Genomic DNA, 19241 nt, shown 5'->3' on the forward strand with positions numbered 1-19241 from the left:
AGACGGCATGCCGGAGAAGTTCAACATCGATCCCGACTGGCTGCGCCAGAAGGCATTGGAACACGAGGGCATTGCCGCCGACACCCGGAAATGGGCGGCGCCGCCGTCGGAGTGGCTCAATTCTTTCCCCGACACCTACGGAAAGATCGCGCACCCGGTGCATCAGGCGCTGCTGCGCTATTACACGGCACGCGAGCGGGCGGGCAACGCCCTGGCCGATGAGCATCAATACACCGCGGATTCGCTGCGGGAGGCCGCGCTGGCCTACGAAAGGGCGGATGGCGACGGTGTCCGCGACATCCGGATGTGGGACGGCGGTGGCCACGACCCCAATCAGCAGCTGGTCCCCACGGGTCCCGGCGGACCGGGCGCCGGTCCGACCGACGGCGGTCCCGCGGGTGGCGGCCCGGCGGGCGGTCCTCCCGGCCGCCCGTCCGTCGGCTCCGGCCCGAACGGCGCCGCGCCTTCGGGACCGTCCGGTCCGCAGGATCCGACCGCTACGGGTCCGGACGCGGGACGTCAGACCCCGCTGGTGACCGGTCCGAATACCGGCGGTCCCGGTGCTGTTCCCGCCGCAGCCTCGGCGGGCGGACCCGGTACCACCGGTATGGATTCGACGAGTTCGGTTGTGCCTCCGGCAGGTTCGATCCCGCCGGGCGGCCCGGGCGGTGGCCCCGGTGGCCCCGGCGCCGGCCCCTTCGACGACCGGTCCGGCGCGCAGTCGGGTTCGCGGTTCGATGTCCCGCCGGTGCCCTTCGTCTCGCCGTTCGCGGCGGCCGTGGCCAAGGCGAAGGACGAGGCGGCCGAGCCGGCGTACGTCGTGGGCGATCAGGTGGACGACGATCTGGTGCTCGCCAAGACGTTGCTCGGCGGCCTGCTGGCCGCCACCGACAGCTCGGCGGTCGGCCTGCACTGGGCGGTCGCGGTGCTGCGCGGGCCGGGCGGCGCCGGGGTGTTCGTCACGTCCAACGAGGGCCGTGGCTGGCTTCCCCCGAGTGTCTTCCTGCCGCGGGAGGTGTCCACGCCGTGGCTGTGGGACGAGGTGCTGTCCGAGGCGGACGAGGCGGGATCGCCGTGGGAAGGGGTCTCGGATCCCGCGCGCATCCTGGTCGAATTCGGATTGGCCTGGGGCCCCAAGGCCGCCGCGCAGCTGAGCGCACTGGTGTCGTCGGGTCCGTTGGATCCGGGGCTGCGGGCTCGGTTCAGCGATGTCCCGATGGAGGGCCTGGTCGGTCCGTCTCACGATCTCGATCTGCGCGCGTTCACCCCCGATACGGCCGACCGACTCGGCCTGACGGGTTCGGCGGCGGCACTCAACGACGTCGCGTCGGTGCCGGACAACCGCGTTCACGCACGCTGCGTGGAACTGGCCGTCGACGCGCATTCCCAGGTGGGTGCGGGCGGTACGCCGCCGGAGGCCGCGGGCGCCCGCGGATTGCGCCAGCGCATACTCACCGCGTTGCAGGCCGGGCGACCGGTCCCCGAGGCGCTGTGGCAGGAGTTGCGCGACGCCGACGACCTGCTGGCGGCGGCCATGATGTCGCGCCGGGTCGACGTGGGCCGGGTCGATCCCGGCCAGCTGCGAGTCGACGACAATCCAGCCCTGCGCGCCATGGTGTTCGAGCGCCGCTGCAACGAGCTGGCGTTGCTCCTGGCCGACGAGGAGCAGACGCGCCAGCATCTGCGCGACGCGGTATACGCCCACGAGCAGATCGTCGAGCATCCGCAGTTCGTGGCCGCCCCGGCGGCGGTCTCGGCGGGCGAGCCGCAGCGCGTGGATCGTCCGGCCGCATCGTCGGCGCAGGTCACCGCGCCGCCCTCGGGCGCGGTGTCGGCTCCCGCGGTCAGCGTGACACCGCCCGCGACGCCGCCGCCCGCGACGGACAATCGGTCCTGAGTATGTCTCGTCTGGCTGAGGCCTCGGCCGAGCCGATACTCGTCGAGGCTCCGGTCGTCGGTGCCTACCTGCTCGAACTGGCCGAACGATTGGGTGTCACAGTCGACCCGGCAACCATTCACGCCGTCTTCGACCGTGCTTGCGGCGGGCAGTTGAACCCGCGCGGGCCGGACGGTCGTCGTGCCAGCACATTGAACGGCAGCGGCCTACCGCTCGATGTCAACGTGACCGGCGGGCTGGGCGAGGTCATGCCGGTTATCCGCTATGTCACGCAATCCGGCACGGAGCACAGGGAATTCGGCCCGCGTGTCGCTGCTCAGCTCGCGGTGATCCGCGACCTGGCCGGGTGGTTGCCGCATGGTAGCCGCGCAAGCGCCGACCTTCTACAGAACTTCGTCGAGACGCTGTTTCCGGACCCGGACAAGGTGGCGGTGGGGGAGCGATTTGCCACATGGACCGGAGTAGTCCACCACGCCGCCATGCCACATCACCTGGCTCGTCTCAAGGTTTACGGCAATCTGAGCGCGGTGCCGGGGGCACTGCGGCGCCTGTGTGATGCGTGGCCCGGATTCGCGGGGCTGATACCGGAATTCGACAGCCGGAGGTTGATCAAACCCGTCTTCGCCGCGCTCGAGGTGGACGCGTCCGGGGATCTGAACCACAAGATCTATCTCGATACCCGGACCGGCGATGCCGCTGTACCGACGACATTGGTCCGATACTTCGGTGAGCCGGTACGGGAAGCGCTGGCCGAGTTCGCTCGCTGCGGCGTTGATCCGGACGAGATCCACAAGACCAAAATCATCGTCTGCTGCGCGAGCAGTGTGCAAACCTCGTCGGTCACGACATATATCGGGCATGCGCGGCACCTTGGCACGATCGAAATGGCGCGGGAACTCTCGATCCGACACCACGGCACGACCCGTGCGGTCGATGCGCTCACTCGAGCCGCCGAGTCGTGCGGCGCGATGTGGCGACGCTCGTACGTAGCGCTCGGCTTCTCCGCCGAGCGTGGCCTCGACAAGCTGAATGTCTACGGTCCGCCTGTATGGACGCAATGTGTCCAGCCGTCCGCCACGGGGGTATCGGAAATTGTGCGCCCTGTTCGAGCGGGTCCCCATCGTTGAGAAGACGGACGAATGACGGCGAGGTCGCGGGCGGGAAGAATTCGGGGTATGCGGGACTACGAGGATGCCGAGTCGTCGGCCGTTGGTGCGCCGCGGACGAACGGCCGCCCCGCCATTCCGCCGAAAGGGCCGTTCGCGGCCGCGGCGTACGCCGTCGAGGGGACATCGCAGCCGCCGCCGTTCGTTGTCGGGGAATCGAGTGACGACGACCTCGTACTCGCTCGCGCCCTGCTCGCGGCGATCCTCGCGGACGTGCCCGATTCCGGGCGTGAGCTGGATTGGGCGGTGGCGGTGCTCCGAGTCCCCGCAGGACCTCTTGTTCTCGCGACCTCCACGGAGGGGCGCGGCTGGCTGCCTCCCGGACTGTATTTGCCCACGGAAGTCACGGTTCCGTGGCGGTGGCTGTCGGCCATACCGAAGCGGGTCCGGGAATCAGTGGTACCCGTCGAGAATTCTGCGGATCCTGCTCGTGTTCTGACCGAATTCGATCTCGGCAGGAGCCGGGGACGTGGCGGTTCGATCAGCGCGCTGGTTTCGTCCACGGAGATTCCCACGACGCTGCGCACGGTTCTCGGTCACGACGTCCTCATCCAGGATCGGATCGCGGCGGAGAGGTCCGCTGTCGACCTCACCTCGCGCGGTCCCGGGCTTGTCGATCGGCTCGCGCTGGCCGGTTCCACCGAATCGCAGCAGCGCGCGCTCGCCGTCGCCGGGCCGGATGTCCAGGCGCTGTGTCTGGAGCTCGCGCGAAACGCTGACGTTCTGGTCAGTGCCGCGGTTCCCGAGGACACCGACCAGATCGCCGCGTATCGCCGCCTACGGCAGTGGATCCTCGACGAGTTGTCTGCCGGGCGGCCCGTATTGGCGAGCTGGTGGCGCCAGTTGCGTGATGCCGACGACATGCTGGCGGCGGCGCTTCGGTCACATCGGATAGACGTATCCGATATGCCGGTCGGCGCCCGCGTGGACCTGCCCGATGGAAATGTGTCGCGCAGCATGGTGTTCGAGCGTCGCGTCGGCGAACTGTTGTCTTTGCTCGCCGTCGGTGAATCGGGCGAGCAGACCCTGCGCGACATGTGCTACGCATACGGCCAAATCGTGGAGCATCCACTGTTCCAGGAGGCGGTCGGAACCGATACTCAACGTGCCGGCTCCATCAGTGCCGCGCCGATCAATTATGGTCCGCCTCGCCCGTACGGACCGGGTCCGTCGGACTCACTGGTGACAGGAGCGCCTGATGGCCAAGTCTAAAGATGACGTCGTCAAAGAGGTCAAAGATTACTGGGACGAACAGGACGATGGCATATGGGACTGGATGAGCTCCAACGACGTCGGCGACGACGGCAAACGGGGCGAATTCCTGGAAGATCTGAATTCTCTGCCCCCGGACCAGCAAGCCGATGCGATCAAACAGCTCGGCGGCGGGATCAGGGATCAGTTCGTCGACGACATGACGGACGATCAGAAGAAAAAATACCCCGACCTCTACAGCCTGCTCCAAAAAAGCGACGATACCGATCGTAATAATGCTGCTATCGAGCAGATGAAGAAGAGTTTCGTCGGGAAGAAGAGTGATCCGGTAGCCGGGGATAAATTCACGGATTTCGATCTGCATATCCCGAATCCTCCCGGGAAACCGTCGGAGGAGCTCAAAGCCTTTATCAAGTCTGCCAACAATCAGCTGCACGATCTGATGTATCAAATGGGGAAGGATCCCAAAGACAAAGACAAGAAGCCGTCATTGCTGGATCCCCCGGATAAGGACAAGAAGAAGGAAGACAACGAGTGGGACGATAATCTGGGCGATACTGCGAAGACGCTCGGAACAGGCGCTGCCGCTGACGGGTACGATAAAGCGCGGCTGAAAATTTTCAAGCTGGCTGATAAGTGGAAAACGCACGATTCCGATTTCATGCTGGCGGAGCAGCAGCTCGGCTACGTGCAAAATATGTTCTATTCGAAGATGTGGGACACGATTCAGACTCTTCGTGAGAATATGTGGAGCACGATGATCGATACGTCCGGATCCGATTGGGCGGTTATCGGGGAAGGCGGCAAGGTGCCGACGGGTGAGGGGGGGAAACCGGTCATAAATCCGGCGACGGGCAAAGAGACGACGAAGGACGATGTGGTCTCGAGGGCGAAGCTGGAGGAGCCCGGAATTCAGAGTGTCGTCGAGGAGCTTCCGCTGTACGAGATGATCGGGAACGCGGTCACCGCATGCCGGAAGGATGTCAAGGATTATGCGGCGGAGGCCGGGGATTTGTATATCCCTCACGGTGATGGTGACGGCAAGGGTGACGGGGACGGTAAGGGTGACGGGGACGGTAAAGGAGACGGGGACGGCAAGGGTGACGGGGACGGTAAAGGAGACGGGGACGGTAAGGGGGATGGTGACGGTAAAGGCGATGGCGACGGCAAGGGCACCGGGACCGGGACCGGCACCGGCACCGGGACTGGGACTGGGACTGGGACCGGCACGGGGACCGGGGACGGCACCGGCACCACACCGACCGACGACACGGGCAGCCAGGACCAGGATTACGTCAAGGATATTTTCGGTGGTGAGGTCCCCGGTGCCGATTCCGGGCTGACCGACGACGGCACCGGCACCGGGACCGACGACGGCACCGGCTCTCTCGGCACCGGCTCCGGGACGGACACGGGCGGTACCAACGCGACCCCCGTGAGCAACCAGACCGCACCCGCTGCGGCTCCCGCCGCTGCCGACAGCGGGGCGAACGCCATGTCCAGCTTGTGGCCCCTGCTCAGCATGATGGGCGGCGGTGGCCTGGGCGGCCTGACCGGCAAGAACTCCGACGGCTCGGACGACGCGTCGAAGAGCGAGATCGAAGAAGAAAAGAAGAAGGCCTACGAGGCCGGTATGCGCGACGCCGGCGGCCAGACCCAGGCCGGGCAGGCGCAGCAGGTCGTCAACGCCGGCGAGCAGGCAGGCGGCGCCCAGGTGGCGCCGGCGGGCGTCACCGCGCCTGCCGGTGCGGGAAATCCGCCACCCGTCTCGACACCCGGCACCATGGTGGATTTTCCGATCCGGGACGGCGTCACCCAGCAGGTGCCCTCGACCGTGGCCGAGGCTCTCAATCGACAGTGGCACGGCGGTGCCGCGGATGCTGCTGCCGCGTATCAGGGCACGCCCGGTGAATCGACCGGTGATCACCGCTGGACGGTCGTCAACGATATGAATCCGCGGGGGCCCGAGCATCCGAACGGGCTGGCCACGGGCGATATCGTGCAGTGGTCGAACCACAGTGCCCTGCTCATAGTCGAAAACGGAAGCCTCAGCTATATCGACAACGGGCAGCTCGTTCCCCTCGACCCGCAGCACCCGCAGAACGACGCTTACGGAGCATTCCAAGGTTTCCGCCACCCGTCCGGAATTCCCGGCAACGACGGTGCCGTCGGCGGCGATCCCAACGGCGCGGCTCCCGGCGCCGATCCGAAGAACCCGTCACAAGGAACCGGTGACGGGACGGTTATGGCGGCCGCCGCACCTCCGCCGGTCGCTCCGACGCACGACCCCAGCTCCACCCAGCCACCGAAGATCTGACGGCCGGGGCATCGTCATGCCCCGGCTCCACCGTTCCGCCGCGGCTCCGTCGGTTCCACGGACCACGTGGCGGGGTCGGGGTCGGGGCTGCCGGACCGCTCGTCGGGATTCGGGGAGCCGTCTTCCCGATCGTCTCCGATATTGATCGTGTATCCGACGTGGCGCTCTCGACTGTGCATGAGATCGTCCCACGAGAAGTTGTACCGCCCGATGTGCTCCAGCCGTATGGTCGTGTCGGCGTAAATGCTGAAACCGCAGCGCCGCGCTCGCTCGCTGAAAGCGAAATCTTCCCCCAGATACCAGTGGTCGTCACTTGCGCCGAGAATCATCGGCATGAAGAAGGGAATTCGTGGACTGGTCTTCTCGCTGCATATCGGAAGGTTTTCCTGATCGAATATCTTCAAATACACTTCGTCTCTGGTGAAAAGAAATCCGCCGGCGGCGTGCCTGATCTCCATGAGCCCCCCGTGCTTACCGAATCGGATCTCTTCCGTACCGGGTAGGAAGCTGCAGGTCTGTGCGAATCCCGGGCGCTTCTGCCCGTATATCCCACAGACCATGGGAAGCTGGTGTGATCGCAATATGTCCACCGACTCCGGGTCGAACTGGACATCCGAATCGATCCACATCAACTCGGTGAATCCTTTGGACAATGCCGCTGTGGCGAGCCGATTGCGGGCCTGATCGATAGCGGAGGCGCCGAACGCGCGCCATACCTCGTAGCCGAGCTGTTCAAGCCTACGCAATCCGTATTCACATCCGGGCTCTATATGATCTCGCGTCGGCACCAGCACGACGCATCCGGAGCGATCGTTGTCCATGAAACCACCTCTGAACGGCCCTGTCTACCTGCGTGTAAGCTACCCGTTGGCGCGTCCGGTCCCTTGTGTTGGGAAGCTGTCGGCGCCTGTCGTCCCAGTGCTGGTAAGCCCGGCGGTGACGGGTGTGGATAATGAACAGGTTGCCGCCGGAGTGCCGTGTGGGCGGCGCGCGGTTGTCGGGTCGTGAAGAGCGAGGTCGCCATGGTCGAATTGCATCCCAAGACGGCGGCCGCATTGGCCGCGAGTAAGGAATTCGGGCACTCGGTCGACGAGATGCTGGAACGCGTCGACAAGATCCGGGCCAGGCGGCCGTCGATCAGCGCGAGAGTGATTCCGGAAGTAGACGCCCGGGGCCGGCTGACCGACTTGTACATCGCTCCGGGGACGATTGCGAACTCGACCAGGGATCAGCTGGTCTCCGAGATCGTGGACGCGATCCAGGACAGTACGGTCGATGCCCTCCGGCAGCATCGGCTGGAGGTCCGGGCGACCGAATGGCCTGGGGCGTCGTGAGGAGTGACATGGAGACGGCGGGTGGCGCCGGGACAGCATCTCGGGAGAACAATCGTCGGCTCGAGGTCTACGAAGTGTTCAACACCGACTATTCGGTCGGCGTCGCATGCAACCACAACGGTCTCGTGGTCGGCGTGCACCTGGGAGACGAGGTGTGGGAGAACTCCGATCATTGGCTCGCGTCCGAGATCATCCGGATCGCCCGGCTGGCCCACATGAAGGCAGGTGTCGGGCACCGTGCGGAAATACTGCAGCGGAACGGCAACGGCCGGCTCGCCGACGCTCTGGGTCTTCCGACGGAGGCGCAATACCGTCGCGCGGAAAAGGCCGAATTCGGCGGCGGCTTCTGAGCGGTACTTCCTTCCCAGAGCTGGCGACGTGGGACACTGCAGGAGTACCGGTACACAAGAAAGAGGGCTTCGGTATGGGCGGCGTAGTTGATCAAGACTCGGACAACCTGCGGGGCGAGGGCAACAAAGACCAAGGCCGGGCTCCCGTCTTCGACGCGCGCTCCGAGACCAACGAAGACTACGACAGTCAGTTCTACGGCGCTTACGGATATGCGGCGCATCAGTTCTACGCGCGGGCAGTGGGTGGGTTCAAACCCGCTCACAAGCAGGGCTGGACCGATACGCGCGACCTCAGCCAAGGTACCGGCGATACAGCCCACTCGACGGCCAACGCGTTCGATACCGTGGACGAGCACGGCCGTGTACAGGTGCGCGGAGCCACCCCGGAGTAAACAGCGCAGATCCGCGCGCCACCGGCTCCCTGTCCCGGAGCCGGTGGCGATTTTTTATGTGACCGTGCCGGTTTCGACCGTGAGCGTGCCGGGTTCGTGGCCGTCCTCGGCTTCCTTCTGCTCGTCCGTCGCCTGCCCGCCGGTCTGCTGGGTATTCGAGGCAGGCCGATCGCGCCGGGCCTGGAGCGGGGCCTTGACGTTGGGCAGAGCGGTTGCGCCCGCGGCGTTCTTGGCATCTGCGGGTTGCGCCTGAGCCGGGGCTCCGGTGTTCGCGACCGGCTGCCCGGGCGGCGCGGCAGCCGGTGCCGCGCCGGGGGCGCCGACGGCATTCGGATCGGCGGGCGGTGCTCCCGGCGTCCCGGGCGGGGCGCCGGCCTGGTCGGCCTTGCCCTGCTCCTCGTGCTTCTCCTGCTCCTTCTTCAACGCGTCCATGACCGGGGGCGCCAGCGAGGCCAGCCCCATCGGGATCATCGCCAGCATCGGGAGCAGGGATTCCAGACCGCCGCCACCGCCGCCCTGGGCGCCTCCGGCTTGGCCGCCGGAGCCTTGCGAGCCCTTCGAACCGCCGGCCACGGCATCGTTCACCGTGGCCTGCGCGTCGACCAGCTTGTACACCGCCTCGACCGCTTCGGAGATGTGCCACATCAGGGCTTCTTCCTGTGCGGCCTTGAGCTTTCCGCTGCCGACCGCCTTCAGCTTGCCCTTGAGTTCGTTGACGATGTGCTTGATCGCGGTCAGGGTGTCGGCCGCCCCGTTGGCGACGTCCAGCGACGCCTGCACCACTTCGTCGTCGACCTCGAGCAACGACTTCTGGCGTTTCTGCACCATGTCGACGGCCTTGCGATATTCCTTCGACGCCTCGCCCTCGCCGAGGCTCTCGAAGATCTGCGGTTGCAGGAGGTCGTCCACTTTGGGTGGCAGCTCCGGCGTGCCGCGGCCGAGCAGGTCGACCGCGGTCTGAATGGCGGTCTCCGCAAGCTTGACGAAGGATTTCAACGCGGCCGACGCGCCCGCGGGGGGAGTCAGTGTGACGGTCCAGTAGTGCTTTCCGACCCCCTTGCCGGAGGATTTCGCCGCGGTGGCGGTCGCCTCCGTCCCGGAGGAGAACAGCGACGTCGCCGCCGATTGGAGCGGGGTGCCCGCCAGTGGCGAATCGGTGCCGAGCGACAACGCGTTGCCGAGACCGCTTTCCGCCGTGCTCGCCGCCATAGCCCCTCGCCTCCTCGGAAATCCCACTCATTGTCACTTCTTCCCGAGATTGGGAAGGAGACGCGTTCCGATCGAGAGATGCTATAGCGGATAGTCGCTGGCAACTCCTGTATGCGCGATCCGCGTGATTCGCGCCGGCGCACCACGGTCGGCCCGGACTCGAAAGGCAGTCGGTGATGAACGATGGCGAGGTCGTATGCCGACGCTGAACGAGGATCTGGATTCGGTGCTGCATTCGCTGCTCGGCCTCTACGGCGCGGGCCAGCCCGAACAGGCCGGGATGGCCGCGAAGGTTCGTGAGATGGCCGAGGCCGCGGCCGATGGCTTCCGCGGCGCAGGCTCGACCGGATACGCCGACGCGCATGCCATGCGCACCTCGGTCGTCGCCTCGCACGCCGACAAGGACGGTGTCGTGGAGAAGGCCGTCGGGACCACGGGCGGCGAAACCCTCAACGGCCGCAACCACATCAGCAATCAGATCGCCGATCTGCAGACCCGGCTCCGCGCGATCGCGACGATCGGCGATTCCCGGTTCAGCGGTCCCGCGATGCTGGACGCCGCGCACGCGACGATCACCAGCGCCACCCGCCAGGTCGACACGGACGTCGCTGCGGCCCAGCGTCAGGCCGCGGCGATCTCGCCCCCCGCGGCGCCACAGCGCAAGGCGCGGCACGTGGCGGCCTCCCCGACCCGTCGCCGCCGTCGCCGCAGATCGCGGTCCCAAGCGCAGTCGGTATCCCACGCGACTGGGGCGACGCGGTCGCGCAGCAAGAGCAGGAGCAGGCCCTACACCTCCGACGGCACCGCGGGCGGGAATGCCGTCCGGGCCGCGAGCGCCTGGCTCGGCGCGCCGTACATCTGGGGCGGGGGCGGCGCCGGCGGGCCCAGCGGAGGCGGCTTCGACTGCTCCGGTCTGACGCAGTACGCCGTCGCGCAGGCGACGGATGGTCAAGTGGTGTTGCCGCGCACCACCTACGAGCAGATCTACAGCGGCGACCGGGTTCCGGTCCAGGACGTCCGGCCCGGCGATCTGGTGTTTCCCGCGAGTTCGTTCAGCGCGCGTGGTCCCGAACACGTACAACTCGCGGCGGGCGGCGGCATGGTGATCGAGGCCCCGTACTCGGGCTCGACCGTCAGATGGACGAAGATGCCCAGCGACGCGGTCGTGATCCGGGTGATGTGAGGGGCGAAGCGAGCCAGGTGCTGCGCCGCGGTCGACGGCCGCTGACCTCCTTCGGCCGCGGCGCAGCGAGTTGTCGGGATGAGGGAGGTCCGACAGCTCTGCACAGAGGGAACTACGTCCTTCGCGGCGGCCGGTGGCCGGATCGCGACCACCGGGCCGCCGGCCCGGAAAGGTTATCGGGATGAGGGACCGATAACCTCGGCACTGAATGTACCGCCATTCGACGGCTCATTCAATAGTGGGCCGTAATATTCGCGAAGCTTTTGTCGCCGGTGCAGGTGGTGACCCCTTTCGCCACCGGGCCGGATGTCGTCGCGTGTTCTCAACACTGGGAAGCTTTGGTGCGGCCCCCGGAGGGCCGGAGTGTCTACCCTTCGGGCAGGCGACAGTGGCGAAAGGGATGTCCAGGGTGTCAGCGGCCGAGGACGCGTTCTACACGGGTGTTCAATCTCTGGGATTGGTCGCCGGGGGTGGGCGCAATGAAGCACAGGCATTGGCGGCCTTCAGGGCGGCCACCGACCTCGATCCGGATATGTGCGACGCCTGGCTGGGCCGCGCGATGGCCGGTGAGGTCACCGCCGAGGTGATCTACGGGGCGTACCGTTCGGTACACAATCTGTATCGCGATCAGCAGCGGGCGGGGCTCGTCGACCGCTCGCTGTGGTGCCAGGTCGAGATCGGGATGTATGGGCTGCGGGTGGCCATGGCCGACCGCGACCAGATCTCGATCGCTCAGGCCTGCGCCTACGCGCAGGTGGGCGAGTGGGCCGAGGCCGACGCCATCCTCGACGAGGTGCCCGCCGACGACGTGGGCACCTTCGTCCGGATGTCGCTGTACTACCGCACCGCCCGATGGACCGATGTGCTGGCGGCGCGCAACGCGCGGCCGATGCTCGAGGACGGATTGCTCGACATCGCGGCCGAGTTGATGTCGACGCAGGCGCTGACGCACCTCGGCCGCTACGGGGAGGCCACGCCGCGCGCCCAGCGGATCGTCGAGGACAGTTCCTCCGGCAACCTCTCCTACATCTGGGCCGACGCGCACTTCCTGCTCGGCATGCTGATGCGGCACACCGGCGAGCACGAGTCCGCCGACCGCATCCTCAAAGGGTTGCAGGGTTCCTCGCTGTGGCCGGAGCGCGAGGACTGGCAACGCGCGGTGCGGGACAAGACCTTCCGGCTCGAGGTCACCACCCCCGACCTGATCGCCTCGCGCGGCAATATCTGGGACCCGAAGTCCGGCGACGATCCCACCGAGGCCGCCGCCACCGAGGCTCGCAAGGAGCGCGAGTCGCTGCTGTCGGAGGCATCGGAGATCCTGCAGTCCCAGATCGGCATGGATTCGGTCAAAGAGCAGGTCGAGCGGCTGAAGTCGGGCGTGCTGATGGATCAGGTCCGGGCCCGGCGCGGGCTGGCCGTGGAATCGCGCTCCCAGCACCTGATCTTCTCCGGCCCGCCCGGAACCGGTAAGACCACCATCGCCCGGGTGATCGCCAAGATCCTCGCGGGCCTGGGCGTCGTGGAGAATCCCGAGGTCGTGGAGGCCTCGCGTAACGATATGGTCGGCACACACCTGGGGCACACCGCGCCCAAGACGAACGCGCTGATCGACTCGGCGCTCGGCGGCGTGCTGTTCATCGACGAGGCCTACACCCTCATCCAGGAAGGCCTGTCCGGTGGCGACGCGTTCGGCAAGGAAGCCGTCGACACCCTGCTGGCGCGCATGGAGAACGACCGCAGCAAGCTGGTCGTGATCATCGCCGGATACGAGGACGAGATCGATCGCTTCATGTCCTCCAACGACGGTCTGGCCTCTCGCTTCACCAAGCGGATCCGCTTCTCCAGCTACGGTGCCGACGAACTGGTCCAGATTGCGGATCACATTGCGAAGAAGAAGGATTCGCTGCTGTCCGAACAGGCCCGGGGCGTCCTGCGCGACCGCTGCGAGCAGTTGTCGGAGCAGACCCGCAAGGGCCGCCGCCTGATCGACCTCGCCGGTAACGGCCGCTTCATCCGCAACGTGGTCGAGGCGGCCGAATCCGAACGCGACTACCGCTTCACGCGGGACAACATCGACGTCTCCGCCTTGACCGACGAGGAACTCATGACGATCGACGCCTTCGACGTCAGCGCCGCGCTGGCCGGGTTGGCGCCGACGACGACGGGCTGACCCGTGGCCCGTTTCCGGGTGGTGACCAAACACCAGATCTCGGGCTGGCGCTTCCTCCTGCGCCGGATCGAGCATGCTCTGGTGCGGCGTGACGCGTCGATGGTCGACGATCCGCAACGCGGCCGGTCCACGGCACTCTCGATCGGAATCGCGCTGGCGTGTGTCGCCGTGGCCGGGGCCGCGGTGCTCGCTTTCTTCAAGCCGGCCAAGCACGTCGGCAGCGCGAAGATCGTGGCGGACAAGGATTCCGGGGCACTGTTCGTCCATCTCGGGGACCGGTTGTTCCCCGCGCTCAACCTGACCTCCGCGCGACTCATCGTCGGCTCCGCGGAGAATCCCGTGCCGGTGTCGGGTGACGAGTTGAAGTCGTACCCACGGGGGCCGCTGGTCGGCATCCCGGGCGCGCCGGGGAGCATCGTCGACCGCGGCGGGCAGGACTCCTCGTGGGCGGTATGCGACGCGGTGCAGATCGGGGCGTCGGCGCCCATCAACCGCGAGACCGGATTGCCCACCCGCGCCCAGTCACCGGTGCGGACCACGGCCATCCACGCGCCGCTCACTGTCGACGGAGAAAGCACGCGGCAGCTGGGTGAGAACGAAGCGCGCCTGCTGCGCGACGACAATACGACCTGGCTGGTGTACCGCAGCGGTTCCGGTGTGGTGCGTGCGGCGATCGATCCCGGCGACTCCGCGGTAGGACTGGCCCTGGGTATCGATGCGACGGCGCCGGTGATACCCGCGTCCAAAGGTTTGATCGGGGCGATACCCGAGGTGGCGCCGCTGCGGGTGCCGCGGGTGCCGCAGGCCGGGTCGTCCGTCACCCTGGTGACGGGGCTGACCGTCCCGATCGGCGCGATTCTGACCGTCTCGGCGCCCGATCGCGGCGCGTCCTACTATGTCGTCTCGGAATCCGGTGTCGTGCAGCTCAGTTCGGTGGTGGCGGCGATGATCCGCAACGCCGACTCCCAGGGCATCGCGGGGACCCGGACGGTTGGGCCCGATGTGATCGCGTCGAATCTGCGTCCCGGCATCTGGCCGGGAACCCAGAATTTCCCGGATCGCCCGCTGACCATCGTCGATCCCGCGAAGTCCGCGGTGAGCTGCTATCACTGGTCGAAGACCGGAACCGACGCCAACGCGCTGACCGAGATGGTGGTCGGGCGCCGGCTCCCGCTGCGTGACGACGAGCAGACCCGGCCGGCCCCGCTCGTGACCGCGCCCACCTCCGGGGGCGCCACCGCCGATGCGGCGTACGTGCCCCGGGACAACGGCCGCTTCGTCCAGGTGACCGGAGCCGATCCGGTATCGCCGCGCCGGGAATCGCTGTTCTGGGTGTCGGACAGCGGAGTGCGCTACGGCATCATGACGACCGGCCAGGGCGGCACCGATCCGACCCTGCAGGCGCTGGCCCTGCAGACGCCGGTGCTGGCGCCGTGGAGCATCGTGTCGTTGTTCGCGGTCGGCCCGTCGCTGTCCCAGTCGGAGGCGAAGATCGCTCACGACGCGATCGCGCCCGACCAGGCGGCCGTCTCGCTGGACGGCGGCCGCCGATGAGCATCACCCGCCGTTTCGTCCGGCCGGCGCGCACGGTGCGCGGTCCGAAGGCGCCCGCGGTCACCGAACTTCGCCTGCAGCCCCCGACCGAGCTGCCCAAACCGGTGCCGCCCTCCCGGCTCAAGATGATCATGCCGGTGGTGATGGTCGCGGCCATGGCCGGGATGATGGTGATGATGTTCCGCAACGGCGGGCAGATGTCGCCGATGATGATGTTCTTCCCGCTGATGATGCTGGGCTCCATGTTCGGCATGATGGGCGGCTCGCTCGGGGGCGGGGGGTCCAACGCGGCGAGTCTGAACGAGGAGCGCAAGGACTATCTGCGCAGCCTCGCCGACAACCGGAAGTCCGTGCACACCGCCGAGACCGAGCTGCACGCGTATCTGCGCTACACCCATCCGGGCCCGAACGCGTTGTCCGCGTTGGTCGGAACCACGCGGATGTGGGAGGTCCAGGTCGCGGCGCCGCAGTTCCTGCGGGTGCGGGTGGGGCGTGGCCGGATCGCCAACCAGGTTCGCGTCATCGTCCCCGAGGCCGCGCCGACCTCCGATCTGGATCCGGTCGGTGTGGTCGAACTGACCCGGTTCGCGAAGGCCTATTCGACCGTGGGCGGCATGCCGGTGGCGATCAACCTGCTGTCGGCGCCACTCGTCGGACTCGACGGTGACGAGGACGAGGTGGGCGCGCTGATCCGGGCGATGCTGGCCGAGGTGATCGTCACGCACGGTCCCGATCAGGTCGCGATCGCCGCGGTGCTGTCGGATCCGGACGCGCCGAAATGGTCGTGGCTCAAGTGGCTTCCGCACACCCAGCACGCCACCGACACCGATGCGATCGGCTCCAGCCGGATGGTGTATCGCAGCGTGGCCGAGCTACGCGCAAAGGTGCTCGTCGGCCTCAACCGAGGACCGTTCTCGGCCAACAGCGAGCCCAGCGCCGACCGCAAGCATTTCCTGCTCATCGTCGATATGGGCAGCGCGATCAGCGAGCGCGACATCTCCGGTATCGACGGCTGCACCTGGCTGCGCCTGGGCCCGATGGAACAGGCCCTGCCGCGGTCGCTGCGGTTCACCGTGGATCCGGAGGGGACGCTGTTCGAGGTGAACAGCCGTGGTAGCCGGAAGGTCGGGATCGCCGACGGCATGTCCGTGCCCGCGGTGACGGCGCTGGCGCGGGCCGTCTCCCCGTACCGGCTCTCGACCGTGGTGGAGGCGGTGGTCGCCGAACAGGCCAGCGGCGGCACGTCCTGGGAGGAGATGGTCGACATCCCGGACCCGGGGGCGGTCCGGATCGAGCGGCAATGGGTCCGGCGGCGTGACACCGACCGCGCGCGGCTGAACATCCCGTTCGGCCACGATCCGGCCGGCGGGCTGGTCTACCTCGACATCAAGGAATCCGCCGAAGAGGGTATGGGCCCGCACGGCATGTGCATCGGCGCGACCGGTTCCGGAAAGTCGGAATTCCTTCGGACCCTTGTGCTTTCGGCGATCGCGACGCATTCGCCGGATGCGTTGAATCTGCTGCTGGTCGACTTCAAGGGTGGCGCTACCTTCCTGGGCTTCGACCGGTTGCACCACGTCACCGCCGTGGTCACCAACATGGAGGAAGAGGCCGACCTCGTCACCCGTATGGAGGACGTGCTCAACGGCGAGATGGCGCGACGGCAGCGCATTCTGCGTGATGCCGGGAACTTCGCCAGCGTGGCCGACTACGAGCGGGCCCGCGAGCAGGGCGCTCGGCTGCCCCCGCTGCCGACCCTGCTGGTCATCCTCGACGAGTTCGCCGAACTGCTGGAACAGTATCCGAGCTTCGCGAAGCTGTTCGTCGCGATCGGCCGGCTGGGACGCTCGCTGCGCATCCACCTGCTGCTGGCGTCGCAGAAGGTGCCGGCCAACCGGATGGGCGAGCTCGAGGCGCACCTGTCCTATCGAGTCGCGTTGCGTACCAACCAGACCGCCGATTCCCGCGACGCCATCGGCACCGCGGACGCCTACCACCTGCCGAAGAAACCGGGCTCGGGGTACCTGCGAGTCGGCGCCGGCGATCTGCAACGTTTCCAGGCCGCCTACGTCGGTTCGCCGTACATACCCCCCGCGCAGACGGCCGCGGCCTCGGTGCACCGCGCCCGGCGTGCCGGTGGCGGCTACCGGCCGCCCCAGCAGTTCACCGCGACTCACATCGTGGACGCCCGACCGGAGCCGGTCGAGCAGGAACCCCTTGTCGTCGAGGACGTCAAGGACGGCGAGCCGGTGACGCTCATGGAGACGGTCCTGCAGCAGTTCGCCGGGACCGGACGTCCGGCACACAAGATGTGGCTGCCGCCGCTGAACGTTCCCCCGGCGCTGGAACGCCTGGTTGCCGCGGTGCAGCCGGGCACCCTGGAGATCCCGCTGGCGATCGTGGACAAGCCCCGCCAGCAGGCGCAGGACGTGTGGTCGGTGGACCTGTCCGGCGCCGGCGGGCACATGGCCGTCGTCGGCGGGCCGCAGTCGGGCAAGTCCACGGTATTGCAGACGTTGATGATGTCGGCGGCGCTGACGCACACCCCGGAGCAGGTGCAGTTCTACTGCCTGGACTTCTCGGGTGGTCTGTCCAGCGTGCGCAAGCTGGCGCATGTCGGTTCCGTCGCGCAGTCACGGGAAGTCGATCGGCTGCGGCGTACCTTCGCGCTGATCACCAATCTGCTGGCGAGTCGCCAGATGTTGTTCACCGAGCTCGAGATCGACTCCATGCGCGAGTTCCGCCGCCGCCGCAGCGTGCCGGAGGAGTCGGCGCAGATCACCGCGCGGGGCGACATCCACGGCGATGTGTTCGTCGTCATCGACGGCTGGGACATCGGCTTCTCCGTCAACGGGCCGTACTACGACGAGTACATGCCCGCCATGGAATCGCTGGCCGTGCAGGGCCTGAACTACGGCATCCACCTCGTGATCAGCAGCTCGCGGTGGGCCGCCGTCCGTCCGGCCGTCAAGGATATGGTCCAGACCCGTGTGGAGATGCGGCTCGGCGACCTCAGTGACACCGTCTTCCCCGGTCATCGTTCCGTGGTCGCGTCCATTCCGCCGGACCGCCCCGGGCGGTGCATCTCGGGCGACGGGCTGCATATGCTCACCGCGTTGCCGCGTATCGACGGCGTCGGCGACGCGGGCTCCGCGGCGGCCGGCCTGGCGGCCGCGATCACCGATGTGAACGCCCGGTATCAGGGTCGCGAGGCGCCGCCGGTGCGGCTGCTGCCGGACCGCATCACCCTGGCCGAGGTCCGAGCGGGACGTCCCGAACCCGTGACGCTGGCGCAGCGGCTTGCCGTGCCCTTCGGCATCCGGGAGTCCGACCTGAGTCCGGCGACCGTCGACTTCGGCATCTCCACGCACTTCGCGGTGCTGGGTTCGTCCGGGTGCGGGAAGTCGACCGTGCTGGCGACGTTGCTGGAGTCGATACGCACTCGTTTCACCGCCGATCAGGCGCGCGTGCTGCTGATCGATTACCGCCGCCAGCATATGGAGGCGATCCCGACCGAGCAGCAGGTCGGCTACCTGACCAGCGAGCGCGATCTGGTCGAGGCCCTGCCGGTATTCGCCCGGAAGATGCGGGAACGCCGTCCTCCGGACAATGTCACACCGCAGCAGCTGAAGGAACGCTCGTGGTGGAGCGGACCGGAGATCTTCGTGGTCGTCGACGACTACCACATGGTGGTTCCGCGCGGCGCGATGAATCCGCTGGACTCACTGAAGGATCTGATCGTCGACGGCCGCGACACCGGATTCCACTTCATCGCGGCGCGCAATATCGCCCAGGCGGATATGGCGTTGTACGACAGCGTGTTGGGACAGGTCAAGAACCTCAACTGTTCCGGGCTCATCATGGACGGCACGAAGATGGACGGAATGCTGATCGGCGATGTGAAACCGATGAAGCAGCCGGTAGGCCGGGGAATCCTCGTCGAGCCGTTGCAGTCGCGACGCGATCTGGTCCAGTCCGCGTGGTCCCCGGAGCAGACCTGATTCGCAGGTCATGCGCTAAATCTCACGTGTGCTCCCAGGATTGGGAATGGCTTAGCGTTCTTTCTGTACCGCTCGACAAGTGTCGGCGCCAGTTGTTAGGAGACTTCCATGATTCTCCAGGTAGATTCGGACCATTTGACGGCCATAGCCACCCGTATGGGCATGAGCTCGACGGAGCTGATGGCGGCGTTGTCAGGCGCCGTGCCCGGTATGTGCCCGCTGCCGGCCGCCTTCGACGACGTCAGCATGTTGGTGCCGCAGGTGATGGCCGAGTACGCGAGCTCGTTCGGCGGCGTGACGGCGCACGGAATCGAGGTCGGCGCTACCGGAGGTTCCGCACTGCCCGTGACCGGCCAGTGCTACTCCGGTGAGGACATCCTCAGCGGTGAAACGATTGCCGCCCAAGGGGTCTCGCTCACCGGATAGCCGCCCGGCGAGCCGTTGCATTCCTCGACG

General features: G+C 67.2%; 14 protein-coding genes. 12 read left to right on the plus strand and 2 right to left on the minus strand.

All coding sequences use genetic code 11. The annotated features are described in order from the left end of the window. Positions 1–7: 7 nt before the first annotated feature. The 4 genes from ON41_RS43545 (at position 8) to ON41_RS39490 (ending at position 6592) form a co-directional block, all read left to right on the plus strand. Positions 8–1897, plus strand: a complete 1890-nt coding sequence (locus ON41_RS43545; protein ID WP_040752193.1) for a type VII secretion target — start codon at positions 8–10, stop codon at positions 1895–1897. A gap of 2 nt (positions 1898–1899) precedes the next feature. Then, entirely contained in the window at positions 1900–3024 is a 1125-nt protein-coding gene (locus ON41_RS33000) for a hypothetical protein (RefSeq protein WP_040752195.1), read from the plus strand. Between the two features lie 252 nt (positions 3025–3276). Next, on the plus strand, positions 3277–4275 hold the full coding sequence (locus tag ON41_RS33005) for a hypothetical protein (protein ID WP_157185718.1): 999 nt from the start codon (positions 3277–3279) through the stop codon (positions 4273–4275). Further along, positions 4262–6592: a hypothetical protein gene (locus ON41_RS39490; RefSeq protein WP_157185719.1), complete on the plus strand. Its 2331-nt coding sequence runs from the start codon at positions 4262–4264 to the stop codon at positions 6590–6592. The genes ON41_RS33005 and ON41_RS39490 overlap by 14 nt, the downstream gene beginning before the upstream one ends. Positions 6593–6606: 14 nt before the next feature. Here ON41_RS39490 and ON41_RS33015 read toward each other — a convergent pair whose 3' ends face one another. Next, on the minus strand, positions 6607–7413 hold the full coding sequence (locus tag ON41_RS33015; protein ID WP_174411386.1) for a hypothetical protein: 807 nt from the start codon (positions 7411–7413) through the stop codon (positions 6607–6609). 183 nt (positions 7414–7596) lie between these two features. Between ON41_RS33015 and ON41_RS33020 the strand changes: the two genes are divergently transcribed. The 3 genes from ON41_RS33020 (at position 7597) to ON41_RS33030 (ending at position 8668) form a co-directional block, all read left to right on the plus strand. Next, complete coding sequence (locus tag ON41_RS33020; RefSeq protein ID WP_051163042.1) at positions 7597–7926, plus strand: hypothetical protein; 330 nt, start codon at positions 7597–7599, stop codon at positions 7924–7926. Beyond that, complete coding sequence (locus tag ON41_RS33025; RefSeq protein WP_169336534.1) at positions 7908–8276, plus strand: hypothetical protein; 369 nt, start codon at positions 7908–7910, stop codon at positions 8274–8276. The genes ON41_RS33020 and ON41_RS33025 overlap by 19 nt, the downstream gene beginning before the upstream one ends. Before the next feature lie 74 nt (positions 8277–8350). Next, the gene (locus ON41_RS33030; protein ID WP_040752197.1) at positions 8351–8668 is read left to right on the plus strand and encodes a hypothetical protein; all 318 of its coding nucleotides are present in this window, start codon (positions 8351–8353) and stop codon (positions 8666–8668) included. A 54-nt stretch (positions 8669–8722) separates the two neighbouring features. Here the strand turns inward: ON41_RS33030 and ON41_RS33035 are convergent, their stop codons facing one another. After that, positions 8723–9877: a hypothetical protein gene (locus ON41_RS33035; RefSeq protein ID WP_040752199.1), complete on the minus strand. Its 1155-nt coding sequence runs from the start codon at positions 9875–9877 to the stop codon at positions 8723–8725. A gap of 196 nt (positions 9878–10073) precedes the next feature. On the opposite strand from ON41_RS33035, the gene ON41_RS33040 reads away from it, so the two are divergent. The 5 genes from ON41_RS33040 to ON41_RS33060 all read left to right on the plus strand — a co-directional run bounded on the left by ON41_RS33040 (position 10074) and on the right by ON41_RS33060 (position 19211). Further along, positions 10074–11060 carry a C40 family peptidase gene (locus tag ON41_RS33040; protein ID WP_040752200.1) on the plus strand — a complete coding sequence of 329 codons (987 nt, stop codon included), beginning with the start codon at positions 10074–10076 and terminating at the stop codon, positions 11058–11060. 400 nt (positions 11061–11460) lie between these two features. Next, positions 11461–13230: a type VII secretion AAA-ATPase EccA gene (gene eccA / locus ON41_RS33045; RefSeq protein ID WP_040752201.1), complete on the plus strand. Its 1770-nt coding sequence runs from the start codon at positions 11461–11463 to the stop codon at positions 13228–13230. Between the two features lie 18 nt (positions 13231–13248). Next, positions 13249–14784 carry a type VII secretion protein EccB gene (eccB, locus tag ON41_RS33050; protein ID WP_246829648.1) on the plus strand — a complete coding sequence of 512 codons (1536 nt, stop codon included), beginning with the start codon at positions 13249–13251 and terminating at the stop codon, positions 14782–14784. Then, entirely contained in the window at positions 14781–18785 is a 4005-nt protein-coding gene (gene eccCa, locus ON41_RS33055) for a type VII secretion protein EccCa (protein WP_051163046.1), read from the plus strand. The genes eccB and eccCa overlap by 4 nt, the downstream gene beginning before the upstream one ends. 108 nt (positions 18786–18893) lie before the next feature. Then, entirely contained in the window at positions 18894–19211 is a 318-nt protein-coding gene (locus ON41_RS33060) for a PE domain-containing protein (protein WP_040752204.1), read from the plus strand. Positions 19212–19241: the final 30 nt, after the last annotated feature.

It is taken from the genome of Nocardia transvalensis NBRC 15921, from assembly GCF_000308875.1.
Taxonomy (GTDB): Bacteria; Actinomycetota; Actinomycetes; order Mycobacteriales; family Mycobacteriaceae; genus Nocardia; species Nocardia transvalensis.

Bases quoted from the DNA above. Each gene is read 5' to 3' on its own strand.
- ON41_RS33035 (WP_040752199.1), bottom strand. From the start codon at position 9,877: ATGGCGGCGAGCACGGCGGAAAGCGGTCTCGGCAACGCGTTGTCGCTC.
- ON41_RS33025 (WP_169336534.1), top strand. From the start codon at position 7,908: ATGGCCTGGGGCGTCGTGAGGAGTGACATGGAGACGGCGGGTGGCGCC.
- eccCa (WP_051163046.1), top strand. From the start codon at position 14,781: ATGAGCATCACCCGCCGTTTCGTCCGGCCGGCGCGCACGGTGCGCGGT.
- ON41_RS33040 (WP_040752200.1), top strand. From the start codon at position 10,074: ATGCCGACGCTGAACGAGGATCTGGATTCGGTGCTGCATTCGCTGCTC.
- ON41_RS33060 (WP_040752204.1), top strand. From the start codon at position 18,894: ATGATTCTCCAGGTAGATTCGGACCATTTGACGGCCATAGCCACCCGT.
- ON41_RS33000 (WP_040752195.1), top strand. From the start codon at position 1,900: ATGTCTCGTCTGGCTGAGGCCTCGGCCGAGCCGATACTCGTCGAGGCT.
- ON41_RS43545 (WP_040752193.1), top strand. From the start codon at position 8: ATGCCGGAGAAGTTCAACATCGATCCCGACTGGCTGCGCCAGAAGGCA.
- ON41_RS33015 (WP_174411386.1), bottom strand. From the start codon at position 7,413: ATGGACAACGATCGCTCCGGATGCGTCGTGCTGGTGCCGACGCGAGAT.
- eccA (WP_040752201.1), top strand. From the start codon at position 11,461: ATGTCCAGGGTGTCAGCGGCCGAGGACGCGTTCTACACGGGTGTTCAA.
- ON41_RS33030 (WP_040752197.1), top strand. From the start codon at position 8,351: ATGGGCGGCGTAGTTGATCAAGACTCGGACAACCTGCGGGGCGAGGGC.
- ON41_RS39490 (WP_157185719.1), top strand. From the start codon at position 4,262: ATGGCCAAGTCTAAAGATGACGTCGTCAAAGAGGTCAAAGATTACTGG.